We start from the raw sequence: 18,185 nt of genomic DNA on the forward strand, positions 1-18,185 counted from the left end.
TACTTCACGATCTGCGCGACGACGCCGGCGCCGACGGTGCGGCCACCCTCACGGATGGCGAACCGCAGCCCCTCATCCATGGCGATGGGCGCGATCAGCTCGACGTCCATCGTCACGTTGTCGCCCGGCATCACCATCTCCACCCCGTCCGGCAGCTTCACTATCCCGGTCACGTCGGTGGTCCGGAAGTAGAACTGCGGCCGGTAGTTGGTGAAGAACGGCGTGTGCCGGCCGCCTTCCTCCTTGGTCAGGATGTAGGCCTCGGCCTTGAACCCGGTGTGCGGCGTGATGCTGCCCGGCGCCGCCAGCACCTGGCCGCGCTCGACATCCTCGCGCTTGGTGCCGCGCAGCAGCGCGCCGATGTTGTCGCCCGCCTGCCCGCTGTCCAGCAGCTTGCGGAACATCTCGACCCCGGTCACCACCGTCTTCACCGTCGGCTTCAGGCCGACGATCTCGACTTCCTCGCCCACCTTGATCACGCCACGCTCGACCCGCCCGGTCACCACCGTGCCGCGGCCGGAGATGCTGAACACATCCTCCACCGGCATCAGGAACGGACGGTCGGTCGCCCGAACCGGCTGCGGGATGTACTCATCCACCGCCGCCATCAGCTTCAGCACCGCCTGCTCGCCGATCTCCGGACGCTTGTCCTCCAGCGCCATCAGCGCCGAGCCGTGGATGATCGGGATGTCGTCCCCCGGGAACTGGTAGGAGGACAGCAGCTCGCGCACCTCCATCTCCACCAGCTCCAGCAGGTCCGGGTCCGCCATGTCCACCTTGTTCAGGAACACCACCAGCGCCGGCACGCCAACCTGCCGCGCCAGCAGGATGTGCTCCCGCGTCTGCGGCATCGGGCCGTCCGCCGCCGACACCACCAGGATCGCGCCGTCCATCTGCGCCGCGCCGGTGATCATGTTCTTCACGTAGTCGGCGTGGCCAGGGCAGTCCACATGCGCGTAGTGCCGGTTCACCGTCTCGTACTCGACATGCGCCGTCGAGATCGTGATCCCCCGCGCCTTCTCCTCCGGCGCCTTGTCAATCTGGTCGTACGCCGTGAACGTCGCACCACCGGTCTTCGCCAACACCTTGGTGATCGCCGCCGTCAGCGACGTCTTCCCATGGTCAACGTGCCCGATCGTGCCGATGTTGCAGTGCGGCTTGTTCCGCTCGAATTTCGCCTTCGCCATTGTCGTCGTCCCCGATCGGGTGTCGTTACCAGCGGTAGTGACTGAAAGCCTTGTTGGCTTCAGCCATCCGGTGCGTGTCTTCGCGTTTCTTCACAGCGGTGCCGCGATTGTTCGCTGCGTCCTGCAACTCGCCGGAGAGCCGCTCCTCCATGGTATTCTCGCCGCGCTTGCGCGCAGACTCGATCAACCACCGGATCGCCAGCGCCTGACGCCGCTCCGGCCGAACCTCGACCGGCACCTGGTAGGTAGCACCACCGACGCGGCGGCTACGCACCTCGACAGCGGGCTTCACGTTATCCATCGCCTCATGGAACATGCGCAGTGGATCCCCATTGGGACCGACGCGGCGCTTCAGCGCGTCCATGGCAGCGTAGACGATCCGCTCCGCGGTGCTTTTCTTGCCGTCGTACATCAACACGTTCATGAAACGGCTGAGCACGAGATCACCGAACTTCGGATCCGGCAGGACTTCGCGCTTGGCGGCGCTGTGGCGGCGAGACATCTGGGCCTCTCCCTACTTCGGCCGCTTCGCGCCGTACAGCGAACGACGCTGGCGACGCTTGGCAATGCCCTGAGTGTCGAGCACACCGCGAAGGATGTGATAGCGCACGCCCGGAAGGTCCTTCACGCGGCCACCACGGATGAGCACCACGGAGTGCTCCTGTAGATTGTGCCCCTCACCCGGGATGTAGCTGACGACCTCATAGCCGTTCGTCAGCCGCACCTTCGCCACCTTACGGAGCGCGGAGTTCGGCTTCTTCGGCGTCGTCGTATAGACGCGCGTGCACACCCCGCGCTTCTGCGGGCAGCCCTGCAACGCAGGAACCTTGTTCCGCTTCGCGTTCGGCTCGCGCCCTTGGGCGATGAGCTGGTTGATCGTCGGCATGACGCCCCTTCGCAATTTCGCCGGCCACGGGACGCGAAAAGCCGCAATGCCCGCAAGGCGAGCTACTCGCTCCCCTGCAGGCGCCCCGACCCGCCCCCGGCCTCAGCGAACCCCCGTAGATGGGGCCGCGGCGCCGGTTGCGCAGCGTTGTGGACCTAACTCCTGACGACGCCCGCGCACCAGCGCCCGGCATCGCCAAGGGCGGGCTTACTACGCGCCACCCCGGGGGGAGTCAAGCAGGTGAACGAATACTGGTGTAGTTTCCGCCAATCTTCCGCACGCCCGAAACAAACAGGGCCGGGTCCCTTGCGGAACCCGGCCCCTGTTCCTCGGCGCAGGCGCCCTATTCGGCGGCCTGTCGCCCTTCCGGCTCCGGCAGTGCCGGCTGCGCCGCTGGCAGCCGTGTGCGGTCGCGCTGCGCCGCCAGCGCCCGCAGGCGGTTCATCACCGAGCCCGTACCTGCCGGGATCAGCCGCCCGACGATGACGTTCTCCTTCAGACCGGCAAGGGTATCGACCTTCCCTGCCGTCGCTGCCTCGGTCAGCACCCGCGTCGTCTCCTGGAAGGAGGCGGCGGAGATGAAGGAGGTGGTCTGCAGCGACGCCTTGGTGATGCCCTGCAGCACCGGTTCGGCCCGCGCCGGGCGTTCCTTCACAGCAAGCCGCTTCTCGTTCTCGATGTCGAACTCGATGCGGTCCACCTGCTCACCGATCAGGTAGGTCGTGTCGCCCGGATCGAGGATCTCGACCTTCTGTAGCATCTGCCGGACGATGACTTCGATATGCTTGTCGTTGATCTTCACGCCCTGCAGCCGATAGACATCCTGGATCTCATTGACCAGGTAGTTGGCCAGCGCCTCCACGCCAAGGACCCGCAGGATGTCGTGCGGCACGCGCGGGCCGTCGACCAGCGGGTCGCCGGCCTTCACGTAGTCGCCTTCCTGCACCGAGACGTGCTTGCCCTTCGGCACCAGATACTCGCGCGGCGTGGGCGGATCGTCACCGATCTGCTCCGGCACCACGACGATGCGGCGCTTCGCCTTGTAGTCCTTGCCGAACTCCACGCGCCCATCGACTTCCGAGATGATCGCATGATCCTTCGGCCGGCGTGCCTCGAACAACTCGGCCACACGCGGCAGGCCGCCGGTGATGTCGCGGGTCTTCGAGCTTTCGCGTGGCAGCCGCGCCAGCACGTCACCCGCCTTCACCGTCCCGCCATTCTCGATGTTGAGCACCGAGGCCGGCTGCAGGAAGTACTGCTGTACCTGCCCGTCCTCGGACCGCAGCAGCAGCCGCGGCCGCAGGTTGGCGTTGCGTGCCTTGTCGATCGGCTCGCGCACCACCTTCGAGGTGAGGCCGGTCACCGGATCGGTTTCCTCATAGAGGGTCACCGCCTCGATCAGATCGGCGAACTCCACCACGCCGGAACGCTCGGTGATGATCGGAAGGGTGAAGGGATCCCACTCTGCCAGCTTCTGACCGCGGACGACCGCCGCGCCCTCGTCGACCAGCAGCCGGGCGCCGTAGGGTACCCGGTAGCGCGCCCGCTCCCGGCCTTGCGCGTCACTCAGCACGATCTCGCAGTTACGGCTCATGACTACCGGCGCGCCGGCGCTGTTCGCCACCACGTTGCGGTTGGCGACCTTCACCGTGCCATCCGAGGTTGCTTCCACCGCCGATTGCTCAGCGCCACGCTGCGCCGCGCCACCGATGTGAAAGGTGCGCATCGTCAGCTGGGTGCCGGGCTCGCCGATCGACTGGGCGGCGATGACGCCAACTGCCTCGCCGGCGTTCACCGGCGTGCCACGCGCGAGGTCGCGGCCGTAGCAGAAGCCGCAAACCCCGGAGCGGCTGTCGCAGGTCAGCACCGAGCGGATGTACATCTCCTCGACGCCGGCCTTCTCCACGCGCTCAGCATCCGCCTCCTCGATGAGGTGGTTGCGCGGGATCAGGACCTCGCCATTCGCTGGGTCCAGCACCTCGCGCTGCGCGGTGCGTCCAAGGATGCGCTCGGACAGCGAGGAGATCACCTCGCCGCCGTCCATCACCGCACGCACGGTGATGCCGCGCTCGGTACCGCAGTCGCTCTCGACGATGATGCAATCCTGCGCCACGTCGACCAGACGCCGCGTCAGATAGCCCGAGTTCGCCGTCTTCAACGCCGTGTCGGCCAGGCCCTTGCGGGCGCCGTGGGTGGAGTTGAAGTACTCCAGCACGGTCAGGCCTTCCTTGAAGCAGTTGATGATCGGCTGCTCGATGATTTCGCCGCTCGGCTTCGCCATCAGGCCGCGCATGCCGGCCAGCTGGCGCATCTGGGCGGGCGAGCCGCGGGCACCGGAATGGGACATCATCCACACCGAGTTGGTGGGCTTGCCCGCTTCCTGCTTCGAGATCTCCTTCATCATCGCCTGCGCCACCTCCTCGGTGCAACGCGACCAGGCGTCGACCACCTTGTTGTAGCGCTCACCGGCGGTGATCAGGCCATCGAGGTACTGCTGCTCGAACTCCTTCACCTCGGCCTTGGTCTTGGCGATCATCTCCGGCTTGCTGTCCGGGATGACCATGTCGTCCTTGCCGAAGGAGATGCCGGCCTTCGCCGCCTGACGGAAGCCGAGACCCATCAGCCGGTCGGCGAAGATCACGCTCTCCTTCTGGCCGCAATGCCGGTAGACGGCATCGATGACGTCGGAGATCGACTTCTTCGTAAGCTGGCGGTTGACCAGGCTGTAGGGCGTGCGCGGATCGACCGGCAGCAGGGAACCCATCATCAGGCGCCCGGCCGTGGTCAGCACCGTCTGCATCGTCTTGTCGCCCGGCGCCGATGGGGCTGGCACCCGGGCATGGATCGCGGTGTGGAGGTTGATGGCGCCAGCGGCCAGCGCCTGCTCCACCTCGCCTAGACCGCGATAGATCTGCGGGCGGAAGTTCAGCGCGTCGAGCTCATCGGCCGTGAGATCCTTGCCTCCCTTGGCGTCGACGCTGGAGATCAGCGTCCTCACCTCCGCCACCCGCTTCGAGGCCGCGACGAATTCCGGCGTCTCCAGCGAGAGGTAGTAGAGGCCGAGGACGATGTCCTGGCTCGGCACGATGATCGGCTTGCCATTCGCCGGGCTGAGGATGTTGTTGGTCGACATCATCAGCACGCGGGCTTCGAGCTGTGCTTCCAGCGAAAGCGGCACGTGCACCGCCATCTGATCGCCGTCGAAGTCGGCGTTGAAGGCGGTGCAGACCAGCGGGTGCAGCTGGATTGCCTTGCCCTCGACCAGCACCGGCTCAAAGGCCTGGATGCCGAGGCGGTGCAGGGTCGGCGCCCGGTTCAGCATGACCGGGTGCTCGCGGATCACCTCCTCGAGGATGTCCCACACCTCGGGGCGCTCCTTCTCCACCATCCGCTTCGCGGCCTTGATGGTGGTGGCGTGGCCGTACTTCTCGAGCTTGCTGTAGATGAACGGCTTGAACAGCTCGAGCGCCATCTTCTTCGGCAACCCGCACTGATGCAGCTTCATCTCCGGCCCGACCACGATGACCGAACGGCCGGAATAGTCGACGCGCTTGCCGAGCAGGTTCTGCCGGAACCGGCCCTGTTTGCCCTTCAGCATGTCGGACAGCGACTTCAGCGGGCGCTTGTTTGCACCCGTGATGGCGCGGCCACGGCGGCCATTGTCGAACAGCGCGTCCACCGCCTCCTGCAGCATGCGCTTCTCGTTGCGGACGATGATGTCCGGCGCCCGCAGTTCGATCAGCCGCTTCAGGCGGTTGTTGCGGTTGATGACGCGGCGGTAGAGGTCGTTCAGGTCGGAGGTCGCGAAGCGCCCACCGTCCAGCGGCACCAGCGGCCGCAGCTCCGGCGGGATGACCGGGATGACGCCGAGGATCATCCAATCCGGCCGCGCGCCGCTTTCGGCGAAGGCCTCGATCAGCTTCAGCCGCTTGACCAGCTTCTTGCGCTTCGCCTCGGAGGTGGTCTCCTTCAGCTCGGCGCGCAGCCGCACGGCTTCCTTGCCGCTGTCGATGCCGGTGAGCATCTGCTTCACGGCCTCGGCGCCGATGCCGACGGTGAAGGCGTCCTCACCGAACTCGTCCATCTTGGCCTGGTACTGGTCCTCGGTCAGCAGCTGGTGCAGCTTGAGGTCGGTCAGTCCCGGCTCCAGCACCACATAGCTTTCGAAGTAGAGAACCTTCTCCAGCTCCTTCAGCGACATGTCAACCATCAGGCCGACGCGGCTGGGCAGCGACTTCATGAACCAGATGTGCGCAACCGGCGAGGCGAGCTCAATATGGCCCATGCGCTCGCGGCGCACCTTCGCCAAGGTCACCTCGACGCCGCACTTCTCGCAGATGATGCCGCGGAACTTCATCCGCTTGTACTTGCCGCAGAGGCACTCGTAGTCCTTGATCGGGCCGAAGATGCGGGCGCAGAACAGCCCATCCCGCTCCGGCTTGAAGGTGCGGTAGTTGATCGTCTCCGGCTTCTTGATCTCGCCATAGGACCAGGAGCGGATCTGCTCCGGCGAAGCGATCGAGATCTTGATCTGGTCGAAGGTCATCGCCTGGCCGGTCTGGCCCAGGATCTTCATCAGCTCGTTCATGCGGCCTTCCTGCGGGTCGGGCCGCCGCGCCCCGGCAGGGGCGCGGCTGCGCATTGCAATAGGGGCGGCAGCCTCAGCTGCCGCGATTCTCCAGGTCAACGTTGAGGCCGAGCGACTTCAGCTCCTTCACCAGCACGTTGAAGGATTCCGGAATGCCCGCCTCGAAATTGTCCTGGTCCCGGACGATCGCCTCATAGACCTTGGTGCGGCCGGAGACGTCGTCGGACTTCACCGTCAGCATCTCCTGCAGGGTGTAGGCGGCGCCGTAGGCTTCCAGCGCCCACACCTCCATTTCGCCGAAGCGCTGGCCGCCGAACTGCGCCTTGCCACCCAGCGGCTGCTGGGTGACCAGCGAGTAGGGACCGATCGAGCGGGCGTGGATCTTGTCGTCGACCAGGTGATGCAGCTTCAGCATGTAGATGTAGCCGACGGTCACCTTGCGCTCGAAGATCTCGCCGGTGCGGCCATCGGTCAGCCAGACCTGGCCGGAGCTATCGAGCCCAGCGCGTTCCAGCATGCCTTCGATGTCCGACATCCGTGCGCCGTCGAACACCGGGGTGGCGATCGGCACGCCTTTCCTGAGGTTCTCCGACAGCTCGATCAGCTGATCCTCGTTCATCGGCGCGATGTCGCGGTCGAAGATCTCCTCGCCATAGATCTCGCGCAGCCGGCCCAGCAGCTCCTCCCGCATCGCCCCGGACCGGCGGTACTCCTCCACCAGCTCGCCGATCTCGCGGCCGAGGTTGGCGCAGGCCCAGCCGAGGTGAGTCTCCAGGATTTGCCCGACGTTCATCCGCGACGGCACGCCGAGCGGGTTCAGCACCAGATCGACCGAGGTGCCGTCCTCCAGGAACGGCATGTCCTCAACCGGTACGACGCGGCTGACCACGCCCTTGTTGCCGTGCCGGCCGGCCATCTTGTCGCCCGGCTGCAGCTTCCGCTTCACCGCAACGAAGACCTTGACCATCTTCATCACGCCGGGCGGCAGTTCGTCGCCGCGCTGCAGCTTCTCGACCTTCGACTCGAAGCGCTTCTGCAGCCGCTCCACCGCCGCGTCGAACTCGCGCTTCAGCGCCTCGATCTCGGCCATGGTCGCGTCATCCTGCACGCCAATCTGGCGCCAGGTGACCTTGGCGAACTGGTCCAGCACCTCATCGGTGATGACGGTGCCGGCCTTGACGCCTTTGAAGCCGCCACTGGCCTTGCGGTTCAGCAGCCGCTCCCGCATCCGGGAGTGGAAGCTGCGCTCCTGAATCGCCTTCTCGTCGTCGCGGTCCTTGGCCAGCCGCTCGATCTCGGCGCGCTCGATCGCCATCGCGCGCTCATCCTTGTCGACGCCACGGCGGGCGAAGACGCGGACGTCGACGATGGTGCCGGTCACTCCCGGCGGCAGCCGCAACGAAGTGTCGCGCACATCCGACGCCTTCTCGCCGAAGATGGCGCGGAGCAGCTTCTCCTCAGGCGTCATCGGGCTTTCGCCCTTCGGTGTCACCTTGCCGACCAGGATGTCGCCCGGCTGCACCTCGGCACCGATGTAGACGATGCCCGCCTCGTCAAGGTTGCGAAGCGCTTCCTCGCCGACGTTCGGGATGTCGCGGGTGATCTCCTCCTGGCCCAGCTTGGTATCGCGGGCCATGACCTCGAATTCCTCGATGTGGATCGAGGTAAAGACGTCGTCCTTGGCGATCCGCTCGCTGATCAGGATGCTGTCTTCGAAGTTGTATCCGTTCCACGGCATGAACGCGACCAGCACGTTCCGCCCCAGCGCCAGCTCGCCCAGCTCGGTGCTCGGGCCGTCGGCGATGATGTCGCCGGCCTGGACGTCGTCACCCACCCTCACCAGCGGCCGCTGGTTGATGCAGGTGCTCTGGTTGGAGCGCTGGAACTTGCGCAGCCGGTAGATATCGACACCGCGGGTGGTGCCGTCATCGCCGGTTGCCCGCACCACGATGCGGGCGCCGTCGATGCTATCCACCACGCCGTCGCGCCGCGCCACGATGGTCGCGCCGCTGTCGCGCGCCACCGCCGCTTCCATGCCGGTGCCCACCAGCGGCGCATCGGCGCGCACCAGCGGCACCGCCTGGCGCTGCATGTTGGAGCCCATGAGCGCCCGGTTGGCGTCGTCGTTCTCAAGGAACGGGATCAGCGCCGCGGCAACCGAGACCAGCTGCTTCGGCGAGACGTCGATCGCCGTGACCTCCTCCGGCTTCACCAGCCGGAAGTCACCGCCCTGGCGGACGGAGACCAGCTCGCTCTTGAACTCGCCCGTGTCGGCGTCGACCTCGGCATCGGCCTGGGCCACCACCAGACGCTCCTCCTCCATGGCGGAGAGGTAGCGCGGCTCGCCGACGATCTTGCCGTCGCGCACCAGCCGATAGGGCGTCTCGATGAAGCCGTACTTGTTCACCTTGGCAAAGGTCGCCAGGGAGTTGATCAGGCCGATATTCGGGCCTTCCGGCGTCTCGATCGGGCAGATGCGGCCGTAGTGCGTCGGGTGCACGTCGCGCACCTCGAAGCCGGCGCGCTCGCGCGTCAGGCCGCCCGGACCCAGCGCCGAGAGGCGGCGCTTATGCGTCACTTCCGACAGCGGGTTGGTCTGGTCCATGAACTGGCTGAGCTGGCTGGAGCCAAAGAACTCCCGCACCGCCGCCGCCGCCGGTTTCGCATTGATCAGGTCATGCGGCATGACGGTGTCGATATCGACCGACCCCATGCGCTCCTTGATCGCGCGCTCCATGCGCAGCAGGCCGACGCGGTACTGGTTCTCCATCAGCTCGCCGACCGAGCGCACCCGGCGGTTGCCAAGGTTGTCGATGTCGTCGATCTGGCCGCGGCCGTCCTTCAGCTCCAGCAGCACGCGCATCGTGGCGATGATGTCCTGCTTGCGCAGGGTGCGGACGGTGTCGGCCACTTCCTCGGCGGAGAAGCCGAGGCGCATGTTCATCTTCACCCGGCCGACCGAGGAAAGGTCGTAGCGCTCGCTATCGAAGAACAGGCCCTTGAACAGCGTCTCCGCGGTCTCCGGCGTCGGCGGCTCGCCCGGGCGCATGACCCGGTAGATGTCCATCAGCGCCTCGTCGCGCGAGGTGTTCTTGTCCACCGCCAAAGTGTTGCGGATCCAGGGGCCAACGGTCTGGTCGATGGCAAGGGTCGGCAGCCGGTCCAGCCCGGCCTCCTCGATGATGCCGAGCTTCGCCTCGGTCAGCTCCTCGCCGGCCTCGGCCCAGATCTCGCCGGTGTTCAGGTCGACGAGATCCTCGGCTACATAGCGGCCGAGCAGGTCGGCGCGGCCGACCAGCACCTCCGTGGTGCCGCCCTCGGCGATCTTGCGGGCGGCGCGCGGAGTCAGCTTGGCATCCTTCTCGGCGACCACCGCGCCGGTCTTCGCATCGATCAGCGCCTCGGAGAGCTTCACGCCGCGGAACGCCTCGGGGTCGAAGGGGCGCGACCAGCCGTTGGCGCTGCGGGTGAAGGCAACCTGGCCGTAGAAGCAGTTCAGGATCTCCTCGGCATCCATGCCGCGGATCTCGTTCGGCTCCAGGGCGGTCGCGCCCTTCTCGATGCGCAGCGCCTCGGTGCGGGCGCTGTCGAGCGCCAGCAGCAAGGTGCTCGCTGGCAGCTTGCGCTTGCGGTCGATGCGGACGTAGCAGATATCCTTGGCGTCGAATTCGAAATCGAGCCAGGAGCCGCGATAGGGGATGACGCGGGCGGCGAAGAGATACTTGCCGCTGCTGTGGGTCTTGCCCTTGTCGTGGTCGAAGAAGACGCCCGGGCTGCGGTGCATCTGGGAGACGATGACGCGCTCGGTGCCGTTGATGATGAAGGTGCCGTTGTCGGTCATGAGCGGCATGTCGCCCATGTAGACATCCTGCTCCTTTATATCGCGCACGGAACGAGAACCTGTGTCCTCATCAACGTCCCAGACGATCAGGCGCAGCCGCACCTTCAGCGGGGCGGCGAAGGTCAGGCCGCGCTGGATGCATTCCTCAACGTCATACTTCGGTTCCTCGAGCTCGTACTGGACGAACTCCAGGCGCCCACGGCCGGCGAAATCGTCGATCGGGAAGACGGATTTGAAGACTTCCTGCAGCCCGGTGTGGGTGCGCGCGTCCGGCCCTGTCTCCATCTGCAGGAAGGCCTCGTAGGAGGCGCGCTGCACATCGATGAGGTTCGGCATCGGCGCCACTTCGGGCAGCCGCCCGAAGCTCTTGCGGATCCGCTTGCGCCCGGTGAACGACTTCGTGATAGCGTTCATGCCTGTCCCGTGTCCCTCTCGCCTGGCCCAACCGGCCCGGCGTCATCCCGTTTGGTGTCCGCCGACCGCCCCCTCCCCCCGGCCGGACCAGCCCGATCGGGGAGAAGAAACGGCGGCGCGGGCGGCAACCCGAGTGGTTCCCGCCCGCACCTGACCTGAAGCGATATCCCGACCCCGGCGACGGACGCCCGGGGCCGGTGGAGCGGCCTACTTGACTTCGACGGTCGCCCCGTTCTCCTCGAGCACCTTCTTGATCTTGGCGGCCTCGTCCTTCGACGCGCCTTCCTTGACCGTCTTCGGCGCACCCTCGACCAGATCCTTGGCTTCCTTCAGGCCAAGGCCGGTGATGGTGCGGATCTCCTTGATGATGTTGATCTTCTTGTCGCCGGCCTTGGCCAGGACGACGGTGAACTCCGTCTGCTCCTCGGCCGGGGCGGCGGCCGCGCCGGCGCCAGCAGCAGGAGCCGCTGCCACCGCAACCGGAGCCGCGGCGGAAACGCCCCACTTGTCTTCCAGCAGCTTGGAGAGCTCAGCGGCCTCCAGAACGGTCAGGCTGGAGAGCTCCTCGACCAGCTTTGCGAGATCGGCCATGTCTGTGTACCCTTTGATCTAATGGCTTGGCTTGCCGTTTGCAATACCCGGGCCAGTTGGCGGCTTCTTTCCGCAACCAGCCCGGTTCCATACTCGGTCCGGTCAGCTACGCCGCCTCGGCCTCGTCCTTCTTGGCGAAGGCACTGAACACCCGTGCCAGCTGCGAGCCAGGGGCCTGCAGCACGCCGGCGATGCGCGTTGCCGGGGTCTGGATCAGACCCAGCAGCTGCGCCCGCAGCGTTTCGAGCGAGGGCAGTTCGGCCAGGGCCTTGATCCCGTCGAGGTTCAAGGTCTGGACGCCGAGCGCCCCGCCCAGGATCACGAACTTGTCGTTACCCCTGGCGAACTCCACGGCGGTCTTCGCCACGGCCACCGGATCCGTCGACCACGCGAGCGCGGTCGGACCCTTCAGCAGCGGCTTGACGCCCTGGAAGCGGGTGCCGTCGAGGGCGAGCGTGGCCAGCCGGTTCTTCGCGACCTTGTACGTCGCCCCTGCGCCCCGCATGCGGCGCCGCAGATCGCTCACATCCGCGACCGTCAGACCCTTGTTCTGGGCGACGAGCACGAAGGAGGTATCTGCGAACACTGCCGCGAGGTGGGCGATGAACTCGCGCTTTTCCGTGCGGTCCAAATCCCGTCTCCGTCGGTAGCCGGCGCCTGGTGGAGGGGCGACGGCCGGTTCACTCGGGGGCCCGCGGCATCATGCCGCGAACCCCGGTTCGCCTGTCTGAGCCGGACCACCAAGCCATGCACACCGCCGGGAGGGCTCTCCCGAGCGGTGAGGATCTCTCGGCATCCCGTCTATCGCTGGCGGGGGCAGACCCCCTTCAAACCCCTGGGCCGGAACCCTGGAGTACCTGCGGTCTCGGACAGGTTTCGGGGAGGGCATCGCCCTCCCCTGCCCGCCCACCTGTTCGGGTGGGCGTATCTCGTTTCGGCAGGCCCGATGCGGACCCGCAGGTTGCCTGGCCTTAGGCCGCGGTCAGCGAGCCCAGATCGACCTTCACCCCAGGCCCCATGGAAGAGCTGACGGCCACCTTCTTCACGTAGGTGCCCTTCGCGCCGGTCGGCTTGGCCTTCTGGATGGCATCGACGAAGGCCCGCGCATTCTCCAGCAGTTTCTCCTCCTCGAAGGAGGCCTTGCCGATGCCAGCATGGACGATGCCGGCCTTCTCGGCGCGGAACTCGACTTGGCCGGCCTTGGCGGCGGTGACCGCACCTTTCACGTCCATGGTGACGGTGCCGAGCCGCGGGTTCGGCATCAGCCCGCGCGGGCCAAGGATCTTACCCAGCCGGCCGACCAGGCCCATCATGTCCGGAGTGGCGATGCACCGGTCGAACTCGATCTTGCCTTCCTGCACCGCGGCGGCGAGGTCATCCGCGCCGACCACGTCGGCGCCGGCGGCCAGCGCCTCCTCGGCCTTGGGGCCGCGGGCAAAGACGCCGATCCGCACCGTCTTGCCGGTGCCGTTCGGCAGGCCGACCACGCCGCGAACCATCTGGTCGGCATGGCGTGGGTCGATGCCAAGGTTCATCGAGATCTCGATGGTTTCGTCGAATTTGGCCTTGGCATTCGCCTTCACCAGGCCGATCGCCTGCTGCAGCGGCACCACCGCGTCGCGGTCGAGCGTGGCGTAGATGGCCTTCAGCCGCTTGCCCTGCTTCGCCATGGCTCAGCCCTCCACCACGGTAAGGCCCATGGCCCGGGCAGAGCCCGCCAGCATGCGCACGGCCGCGTCCTCGTCGTTGGCGTTCATGTCCTTCATCTTGACCGCCGCAATCTCGCGCAGCTGGGTCTTGGTCACCCGGCCGATGGAGCCGCCCTTGCCCGGGGTCTGGCTGCCCTTGTCGAGCTTGGCCGCCTTCAGCAGGAAGTAGGTGTTGGGCGGGGTCTTGGTGATGAAGGAGAAGGTGCGGTCCGAATAGGCGGTGATAACCACCGGAGTCGGCGTGCCCGGCTCCATCTGCTGGGTGGCCGCGTTGAATTCCTTGACGAACTGCATGATGTTCAGGCCGCGCTGGCCCAGCGCCGGGCCAACCGGCGGCGATGGGTTGGCCTTGCCGGCGGGAATCTGCAGCTTGATGTAACCGGTGATCTTCTTCGCCATATCGGCTCCTGGTCCCTGCTGTCAGGGAGGCGCGGTGCCTACGGCGCGAACCCAAGAGACGGGGTTCGACGCCTCCCGCGTCCCGGATGAAGTGAGCCGGGGCATATCGGCGGGCGCGCCATGCCTGTCAAGCGCTAAATTGCCCCAGCGCCCCGCCCGGCGCGCCCTCACAGCCGGGCGGCCACAGGATGGAGCAGTCCGATATCCTGGAGATCAGCGCGGTATGGCGCCCCACCGCCGGGCCGCTGTCCGGTGGGGCGCCTCAGCGCGCCACATCGCCGCCGGAGCGCCGGGTCACAAGGTTGTAGATCACCAGGACGATCACCGCGCCGACCACCGCGCCGATGAACCCCGCCCCTTCCCCCGCCCGGTACCAGCCGACCGCTTGGCCGAGGTAGGTCGCCACCAAGGCGCCGACGATGCCAAGCAGGGTGGTGATGATGAAGCCCGCCGGGTCGCGCCCGGGATGCAGGAATTTGGCGACCAGCCCCGCCAGGAAGCCGATCACGATCGTACCGATGATGCCCACGCCCAACCTCCTCGTCACTGCGGGCGAGACGCGCCGTGCACCGCTCCGGTTCCGGCCGGGCGGCACGATTGCGCCGCCGCGGCGTTGCACCTGTTGAAATGGGTGGGGAGACAGGCAGATGGGTGAGCATTTCTCCGGCCGCTCCGGCGGTCTGGCGGGCGGGCTTCCGAGCGGCATGAAGATGGCCGCCGTGGCACTGCTGGTGCATCAGCTGATGAAGCACGCCCGGGCCGGCCAGGAACAGGAAGCGCCGCCGCAACAAGGCGGGGCGGCCAGCGGCAGTACCGGCGGCTTCGGTGATCTGCTCGGCGGGCTGCTGGGCGGCGGTGGTGGGGCGGGCGGTGGCCTGCTGGGCGGCATGCTCGGCGGGCTCGGCGGCCTGCTGGGCAGCTTGCGCGGCCAGGGCTTGGCGCAGCAGGTCGATTCCTGGGTCGCCCCCGGGCCGAACCAGCCGATCTCGCCAGCCGAGCTGGAGCGGGCCATTGACCCGGCCGCGATCGACGACGCCGCCCGCCAGGCCGGGACCGATCGCAGCACGCTGCTGCAGGAAACCAGCCGGATGCTGCCCGATCTGGTGGACAAGATGACCCCGGGCGGCCGGGTGCCGGAACGGGAGGAAGACCTCGGCACCGGCGGGATCGGCGATGTGCTGCGGCGCCTGGCCGGCGGCGAGGGGCCAGAGCCGCGGCGCTGAGGGATACGAGGCCGCTATGGGGCCCTGACGGCCCCTGGCGGCCGACAGGATGCCGGTCAGGTGACGGCGCCGCACCAAGCCCACGCTGAGCAGCGCCATCAAGGCCGGCTTCGGCACTGGGACACTCTGGTTGTGGGCGGCGTTGTCGAACTCGAACGCGTATTTGGAGCTGGCGGCGACCACACGGTCGAGAGCGTCGAGCCCGGTGCAGCTGGTGTTCACATCGGCCGCGCCTAGTTTGCCGTTCGGCAGAGTGCGGACCGCGACAGGAACGGAGCGCAGCGGGGGCTCACCGTCCCGATGCGCAACGCCGTTCGAGACAAAAGAGGTCGCCGGGTATCAGACCTTCTCGACCTGGCTGTATTCCAGCTCCACCGGGGTGGAGCGGCCGAAGATGGAGACGCTGACCTTGACCCGGCCGCGCTCCTCGTCGACCTCCTCGACCGTGCCCATGAAGCTGGTGAAGGGGCCATCGGCCACCCGCACCTGCTCGCCGACCTCGAACACCACGGCGGGCTTGCGCGGCTTGTCCACGCCTTCCCGTACTTGGTTGACGATGCGGATGGCCTCGGCCTCGGTGATCGGGCTCGGCTTGTTGCGGGCGCCGAGGAAGCCGGTGACCTTCGGTGTGTCCTTCACCAGATGCCAGGCGTCGTCCGACATCTCCATCTTCACCAGCACGTAGCCGGGGAAGAATTTGCGTTCAGAATTGACCTTCTGGCCACGACGGACCTCGGTCACCTCCTCGGAAGGCACCAGGATCTCGTCGAAGGCGTCGGCCAGACCCTTCTGCGCAGCCTGTTCCTTGATCTGCTGCGCAATCTTCTTCTCGAAGCCCGAGTAGACGTGCACCACGTACCAGCGCTTTTCGGCCATCACTGCGATACCCTCTACCCGAGCCCGAAGACGCCGCGCATGCCGAGCGCGATCAGCTGGTCGACGACCAGGAAGAAGACTGCCGCCAGCGCCGACATGGCGAGCACCAGCCCGGTCGTGATGAGCGTCTCCTTGCGGGTCGGCCAGGTGACCTTCGCCACCTCCGTCCGCACGTCCCGGACATACTGCGCGGGATCCAGCTTGGCCAACTCGGTCGATCCTCGGGCTGCGGTGAAATGCTGCGCGGGCGGCAGGCCGGACTGGCCGCCACCCACATGGCCACTACACGCCCCGGGCCACCCATGGAAGCCCACCACGGAAGATGATCCGGGGAGATGGCACGGTGCAGGTGGCAGGGGCGGAGGGTCTCGAACCCCCAACCTCCGGTTTTGGAGACCGGCGCTCTAGCCAATTGAGCTACGCCCCTGCACGCGCTCACGTGCGAGGCGAGGCGTATAGGTCAGCCGAAGGGCGGTGTCGAGGGCGGGGGTGGCATTCCCGGTGGCAGGTCCCGCACCACCAGGGTCCGGGCCAGCTTGTCATGCCAAGTCTGTCGCCGGGTATCCCACAGCGCCCAAAGGAAGCCGAGGCCGAAGGGGATGGAGGAGAGGATATAGCCCAGGTAGCGCGCCACCAGCCGGCCGATCGGCACCTGGCCGCCATCCTCCGCCGCGACGATGCGCAGGCCGAGCACCCATTTGCCCGGAGTCGCCTGCCGCTCGACCCAGAAGATCAGCACCACCAGGGCGACGATCAGGCTCTGCAGCAACTCCGACAGCGCCGAGCCGTCGGGATCGCCGCCGCGCAGCAACAGGCCAAGGAAGCCCAGCGCCAGGGACAGCGGCAGCATCCAGACGATGTCGATGACCTGCGCCAGCACGCGCCGCCAGAATCCCGCCAGCACCATACCCGGCGAATCCGCCGGGCGCCCTCCGAAGCCCTGCATTCCTGTCCCCGAACGAGAAAGGGCGGGCCACCGCCCGGTGGCCCGCCCTTGAACCCAGCCCTATGGCCGACTCTACTTCACGATCTGCGCGACGACGCCGGCGCCGACGGTGCGGCCACCCTCACGGATGGCGAACCGCAGCCCCTCATCCATGGCGATGGGCGCGATCAGCTCGACGTCCATCGTCACGTTGTCGCCCGGCATCACCATCTCCACCCCGTCCGGCAGCTTCACTATCCCGGTCACGTCGGTGGTCCGGAAGTAGAACTGCGGCCGGTAGTTGGTGAAGAACGGCGTGTGCCGGCCGCCTTCCTCCTTGGTCAGGATGTAGGCCTCGGCCTTGAACCCGGTGTGCGGCGTGATGCTGCCCGGCGCCGCCAGCACCTGGCCGCGCTCGACATCCTCGCGCTTGGTGCCGCGCAGCAGCGCGCCGATGTTGTCGCCCGCCTGCCCGCTGTCCAGCAGCTTGCGGAACATCTCGACCCCGGTCACCACCGTCTTCACCGTCGGCTTCAGGCCGACGATCTCGACTTCCTCGCCCACCTTGATCACGCCACGCTCGACCCGCCCGGTCACCACCGTGCCGCGGCCGGAGATGCTGAACACATCCTCCACCGGCATCAGGAACGGACGGTCGGTCGCCCGAACCGGCTGCGGGATGTACTCATCCACCGCCGCCATCAGCTTCAGCACCGCCTGCTCGCCGATCTCCGGACGCTTGTCCTCCAGCGCCATCAGCGCCGAGCCGTGGATGATCGGGATGTCGTCCCCCGGGAACTGGTAGGAGGACAGCAGCTCGCGCACCTCCATCTCCACCAGCTCCAGCAGGTCCGGGTCCGCCATGTCCACCTTGTTCAGGAACACCACCAGCGCCGGCACGCCAACCTGCCGCGCCAGCAGGATGTGCTCCCGCGTCTGCGGCATCGGGCCGTCCGCCGCCGACACCACCAGGATCGCGCCGTCCATCTGCGCCGCGCCGGTGATCATGTTCTTCACGTAGTCGGCGTGGCCAGGGCAGTCCACATGCGCGTAGTGCCGGTTCACCGTCTCGTACTCGACATGCGCCGTCGAGATCGTGATCCCCCGCGCCTTCTCCTCCGGCGCCTTGTCAATCTGGTCGTACGCCGTGAACGTCGCACCACCGGTCTTCGCCAACACCTTGGTGATCGCCGCCGTCAGCGACGTCTTCCCATGGTCAACGTGCCCGATCGTGCCGATGTTGCAGTGCGGCTTGTTCCGCTCGAATTTCGCCTTCGCCATTGTCTGCTATCCCGTTCCACCGAGCCCGTGAATGCCCCTGCCGTGCGCGCGTGGCCCGCGCCCGCGTGGAGCGGGTGACGGGAATCGAACCCGCATAACCAGCTTGGAAGGCTGGGGCTCTACCATTGAGCTACACCCGCCAGTGCATCGTCTTGCCCGCCGGCCGGAGAAATGGAGGGGGTTGGATTCGAACCAACGTAGGCGCAAGCCAACGGATTTACAGTCCGTCCCCTTTAGCCACTCGGGCACCCCTCCACAGGCCGAA

General features: G+C 67.0%; 15 protein-coding genes and 3 tRNA genes. 1 reads left to right on the forward strand and 17 read right to left on the reverse strand.

Features of this window, described 5'->3' with window-relative positions; genetic code table 11:
- From tuf (H7965_RS17915) to H7965_RS31050, 10 genes are all read right to left on the reverse strand, one after another.
- Window positions 1-1,187, reverse strand: a 1,187-nt coding sequence (gene tuf, locus H7965_RS17915; protein WP_186771960.1) for an elongation factor Tu, incomplete at its 3' end; no start/stop codon positions are given.
- A 25-nt stretch (window positions 1,188-1,212) separates the two neighbouring features.
- Entirely contained in the window at window positions 1,213-1,689 is a 477-nt protein-coding gene (gene rpsG / locus H7965_RS17920) for a 30S ribosomal protein S7 (protein WP_186771961.1), read from the reverse strand.
- Between the two features lie 12 nt (window positions 1,690-1,701).
- Window positions 1,702-2,073 (reverse strand): 30S ribosomal protein S12, encoded by a 372-nt coding sequence (rpsL, locus tag H7965_RS17925; protein ID WP_149536160.1) that lies wholly within the window; start codon window positions 2,071-2,073, stop codon window positions 1,702-1,704.
- Window positions 2,074-2,416: 343 nt separating this feature from the next.
- On the reverse strand, window positions 2,417-6,661 hold the full coding sequence (rpoC, locus tag H7965_RS17930) for a DNA-directed RNA polymerase subunit beta' (protein ID WP_186771962.1): 4,245 nt from the start codon (window positions 6,659-6,661) through the stop codon (window positions 2,417-2,419).
- Between the two features lie 73 nt (window positions 6,662-6,734).
- Window positions 6,735-10,916 (reverse strand): DNA-directed RNA polymerase subunit beta, encoded by a 4,182-nt coding sequence (gene rpoB, locus H7965_RS17935; protein ID WP_186771963.1) that lies wholly within the window; start codon window positions 10,914-10,916, stop codon window positions 6,735-6,737.
- Window positions 10,917-11,123: 207 nt separating this feature from the next.
- A complete protein-coding gene (rplL, locus tag H7965_RS17940; RefSeq protein ID WP_186771964.1) occupies window positions 11,124-11,507 on the reverse strand; it encodes a 50S ribosomal protein L7/L12 in 384 nt (127 codons plus the stop codon).
- Window positions 11,508-11,613: 106 nt separating this feature from the next.
- Window positions 11,614-12,138 carry a 50S ribosomal protein L10 gene (gene rplJ / locus H7965_RS17945; RefSeq protein ID WP_186771965.1) on the reverse strand — a complete coding sequence of 175 codons (525 nt, stop codon included), beginning with the start codon at window positions 12,136-12,138 and terminating at the stop codon, window positions 11,614-11,616.
- A gap of 340 nt (window positions 12,139-12,478) precedes the next feature.
- The gene (rplA, locus tag H7965_RS17950; RefSeq protein ID WP_186771966.1) at window positions 12,479-13,177 is read right to left on the reverse strand and encodes a 50S ribosomal protein L1; all 699 of its coding nucleotides are present in this window, start codon (window positions 13,175-13,177) and stop codon (window positions 12,479-12,481) included.
- Between the two features lie 3 nt (window positions 13,178-13,180).
- On the reverse strand, window positions 13,181-13,615 hold the full coding sequence (gene rplK, locus H7965_RS17955) for a 50S ribosomal protein L11 (protein ID WP_186771967.1): 435 nt from the start codon (window positions 13,613-13,615) through the stop codon (window positions 13,181-13,183).
- A gap of 262 nt (window positions 13,616-13,877) precedes the next feature.
- Entirely contained in the window at window positions 13,878-14,144 is a 267-nt protein-coding gene (locus H7965_RS31050; RefSeq protein ID WP_186771968.1) for a GlsB/YeaQ/YmgE family stress response membrane protein, read from the reverse strand.
- A 118-nt stretch (window positions 14,145-14,262) separates the two neighbouring features.
- Here H7965_RS31050 and H7965_RS17965 point away from each other — a divergent pair, with 118 nt between their 5' ends.
- Entirely contained in the window at window positions 14,263-14,838 is a 576-nt protein-coding gene (locus H7965_RS17965; RefSeq protein ID WP_186771969.1) for a YidB family protein, read from the forward strand.
- A gap of 339 nt (window positions 14,839-15,177) precedes the next feature.
- Here H7965_RS17965 and nusG read toward each other — a convergent pair whose 3' ends face one another.
- The 7 genes from nusG to H7965_RS18000 form a co-directional block, all read right to left on the reverse strand.
- The gene (gene nusG / locus H7965_RS17970) at window positions 15,178-15,714 is read right to left on the reverse strand and encodes a transcription termination/antitermination protein NusG (RefSeq protein ID WP_186771970.1); all 537 of its coding nucleotides are present in this window, start codon (window positions 15,712-15,714) and stop codon (window positions 15,178-15,180) included.
- Window positions 15,715-15,728: 14 nt separating this feature from the next.
- On the reverse strand, window positions 15,729-15,923 hold the full coding sequence (gene secE, locus H7965_RS17975; RefSeq protein WP_186771971.1) for a preprotein translocase subunit SecE: 195 nt from the start codon (window positions 15,921-15,923) through the stop codon (window positions 15,729-15,731).
- A 141-nt stretch (window positions 15,924-16,064) separates the two neighbouring features.
- Window positions 16,065-16,141 (reverse strand) — tRNA-Trp (locus H7965_RS17980).
- 33 nt (window positions 16,142-16,174) lie between these two features.
- Complete coding sequence (locus tag H7965_RS17985) at window positions 16,175-16,660, reverse strand: RDD family protein (protein ID WP_186771972.1); 486 nt, start codon at window positions 16,658-16,660, stop codon at window positions 16,175-16,177.
- 72 nt (window positions 16,661-16,732) lie between these two features.
- Window positions 16,733-17,920 (reverse strand): elongation factor Tu, encoded by a 1,188-nt coding sequence (gene tuf / locus H7965_RS17990; RefSeq protein ID WP_186771960.1) that lies wholly within the window; start codon window positions 17,918-17,920, stop codon window positions 16,733-16,735.
- Window positions 17,921-17,986: 66 nt separating this feature from the next.
- Window positions 17,987-18,060, reverse strand: a tRNA-Gly gene (locus H7965_RS17995).
- Between the two features lie 32 nt (window positions 18,061-18,092).
- Window positions 18,093-18,175, reverse strand: a tRNA-Tyr gene (locus H7965_RS18000).
- Between the last annotated feature and the right edge of the window lie 10 nt (window positions 18,176-18,185).

This window comes from Siccirubricoccus deserti, from assembly GCF_014283215.1.
Lineage (GTDB): Bacteria > Pseudomonadota > Alphaproteobacteria > Acetobacterales > Acetobacteraceae > Siccirubricoccus > Siccirubricoccus deserti.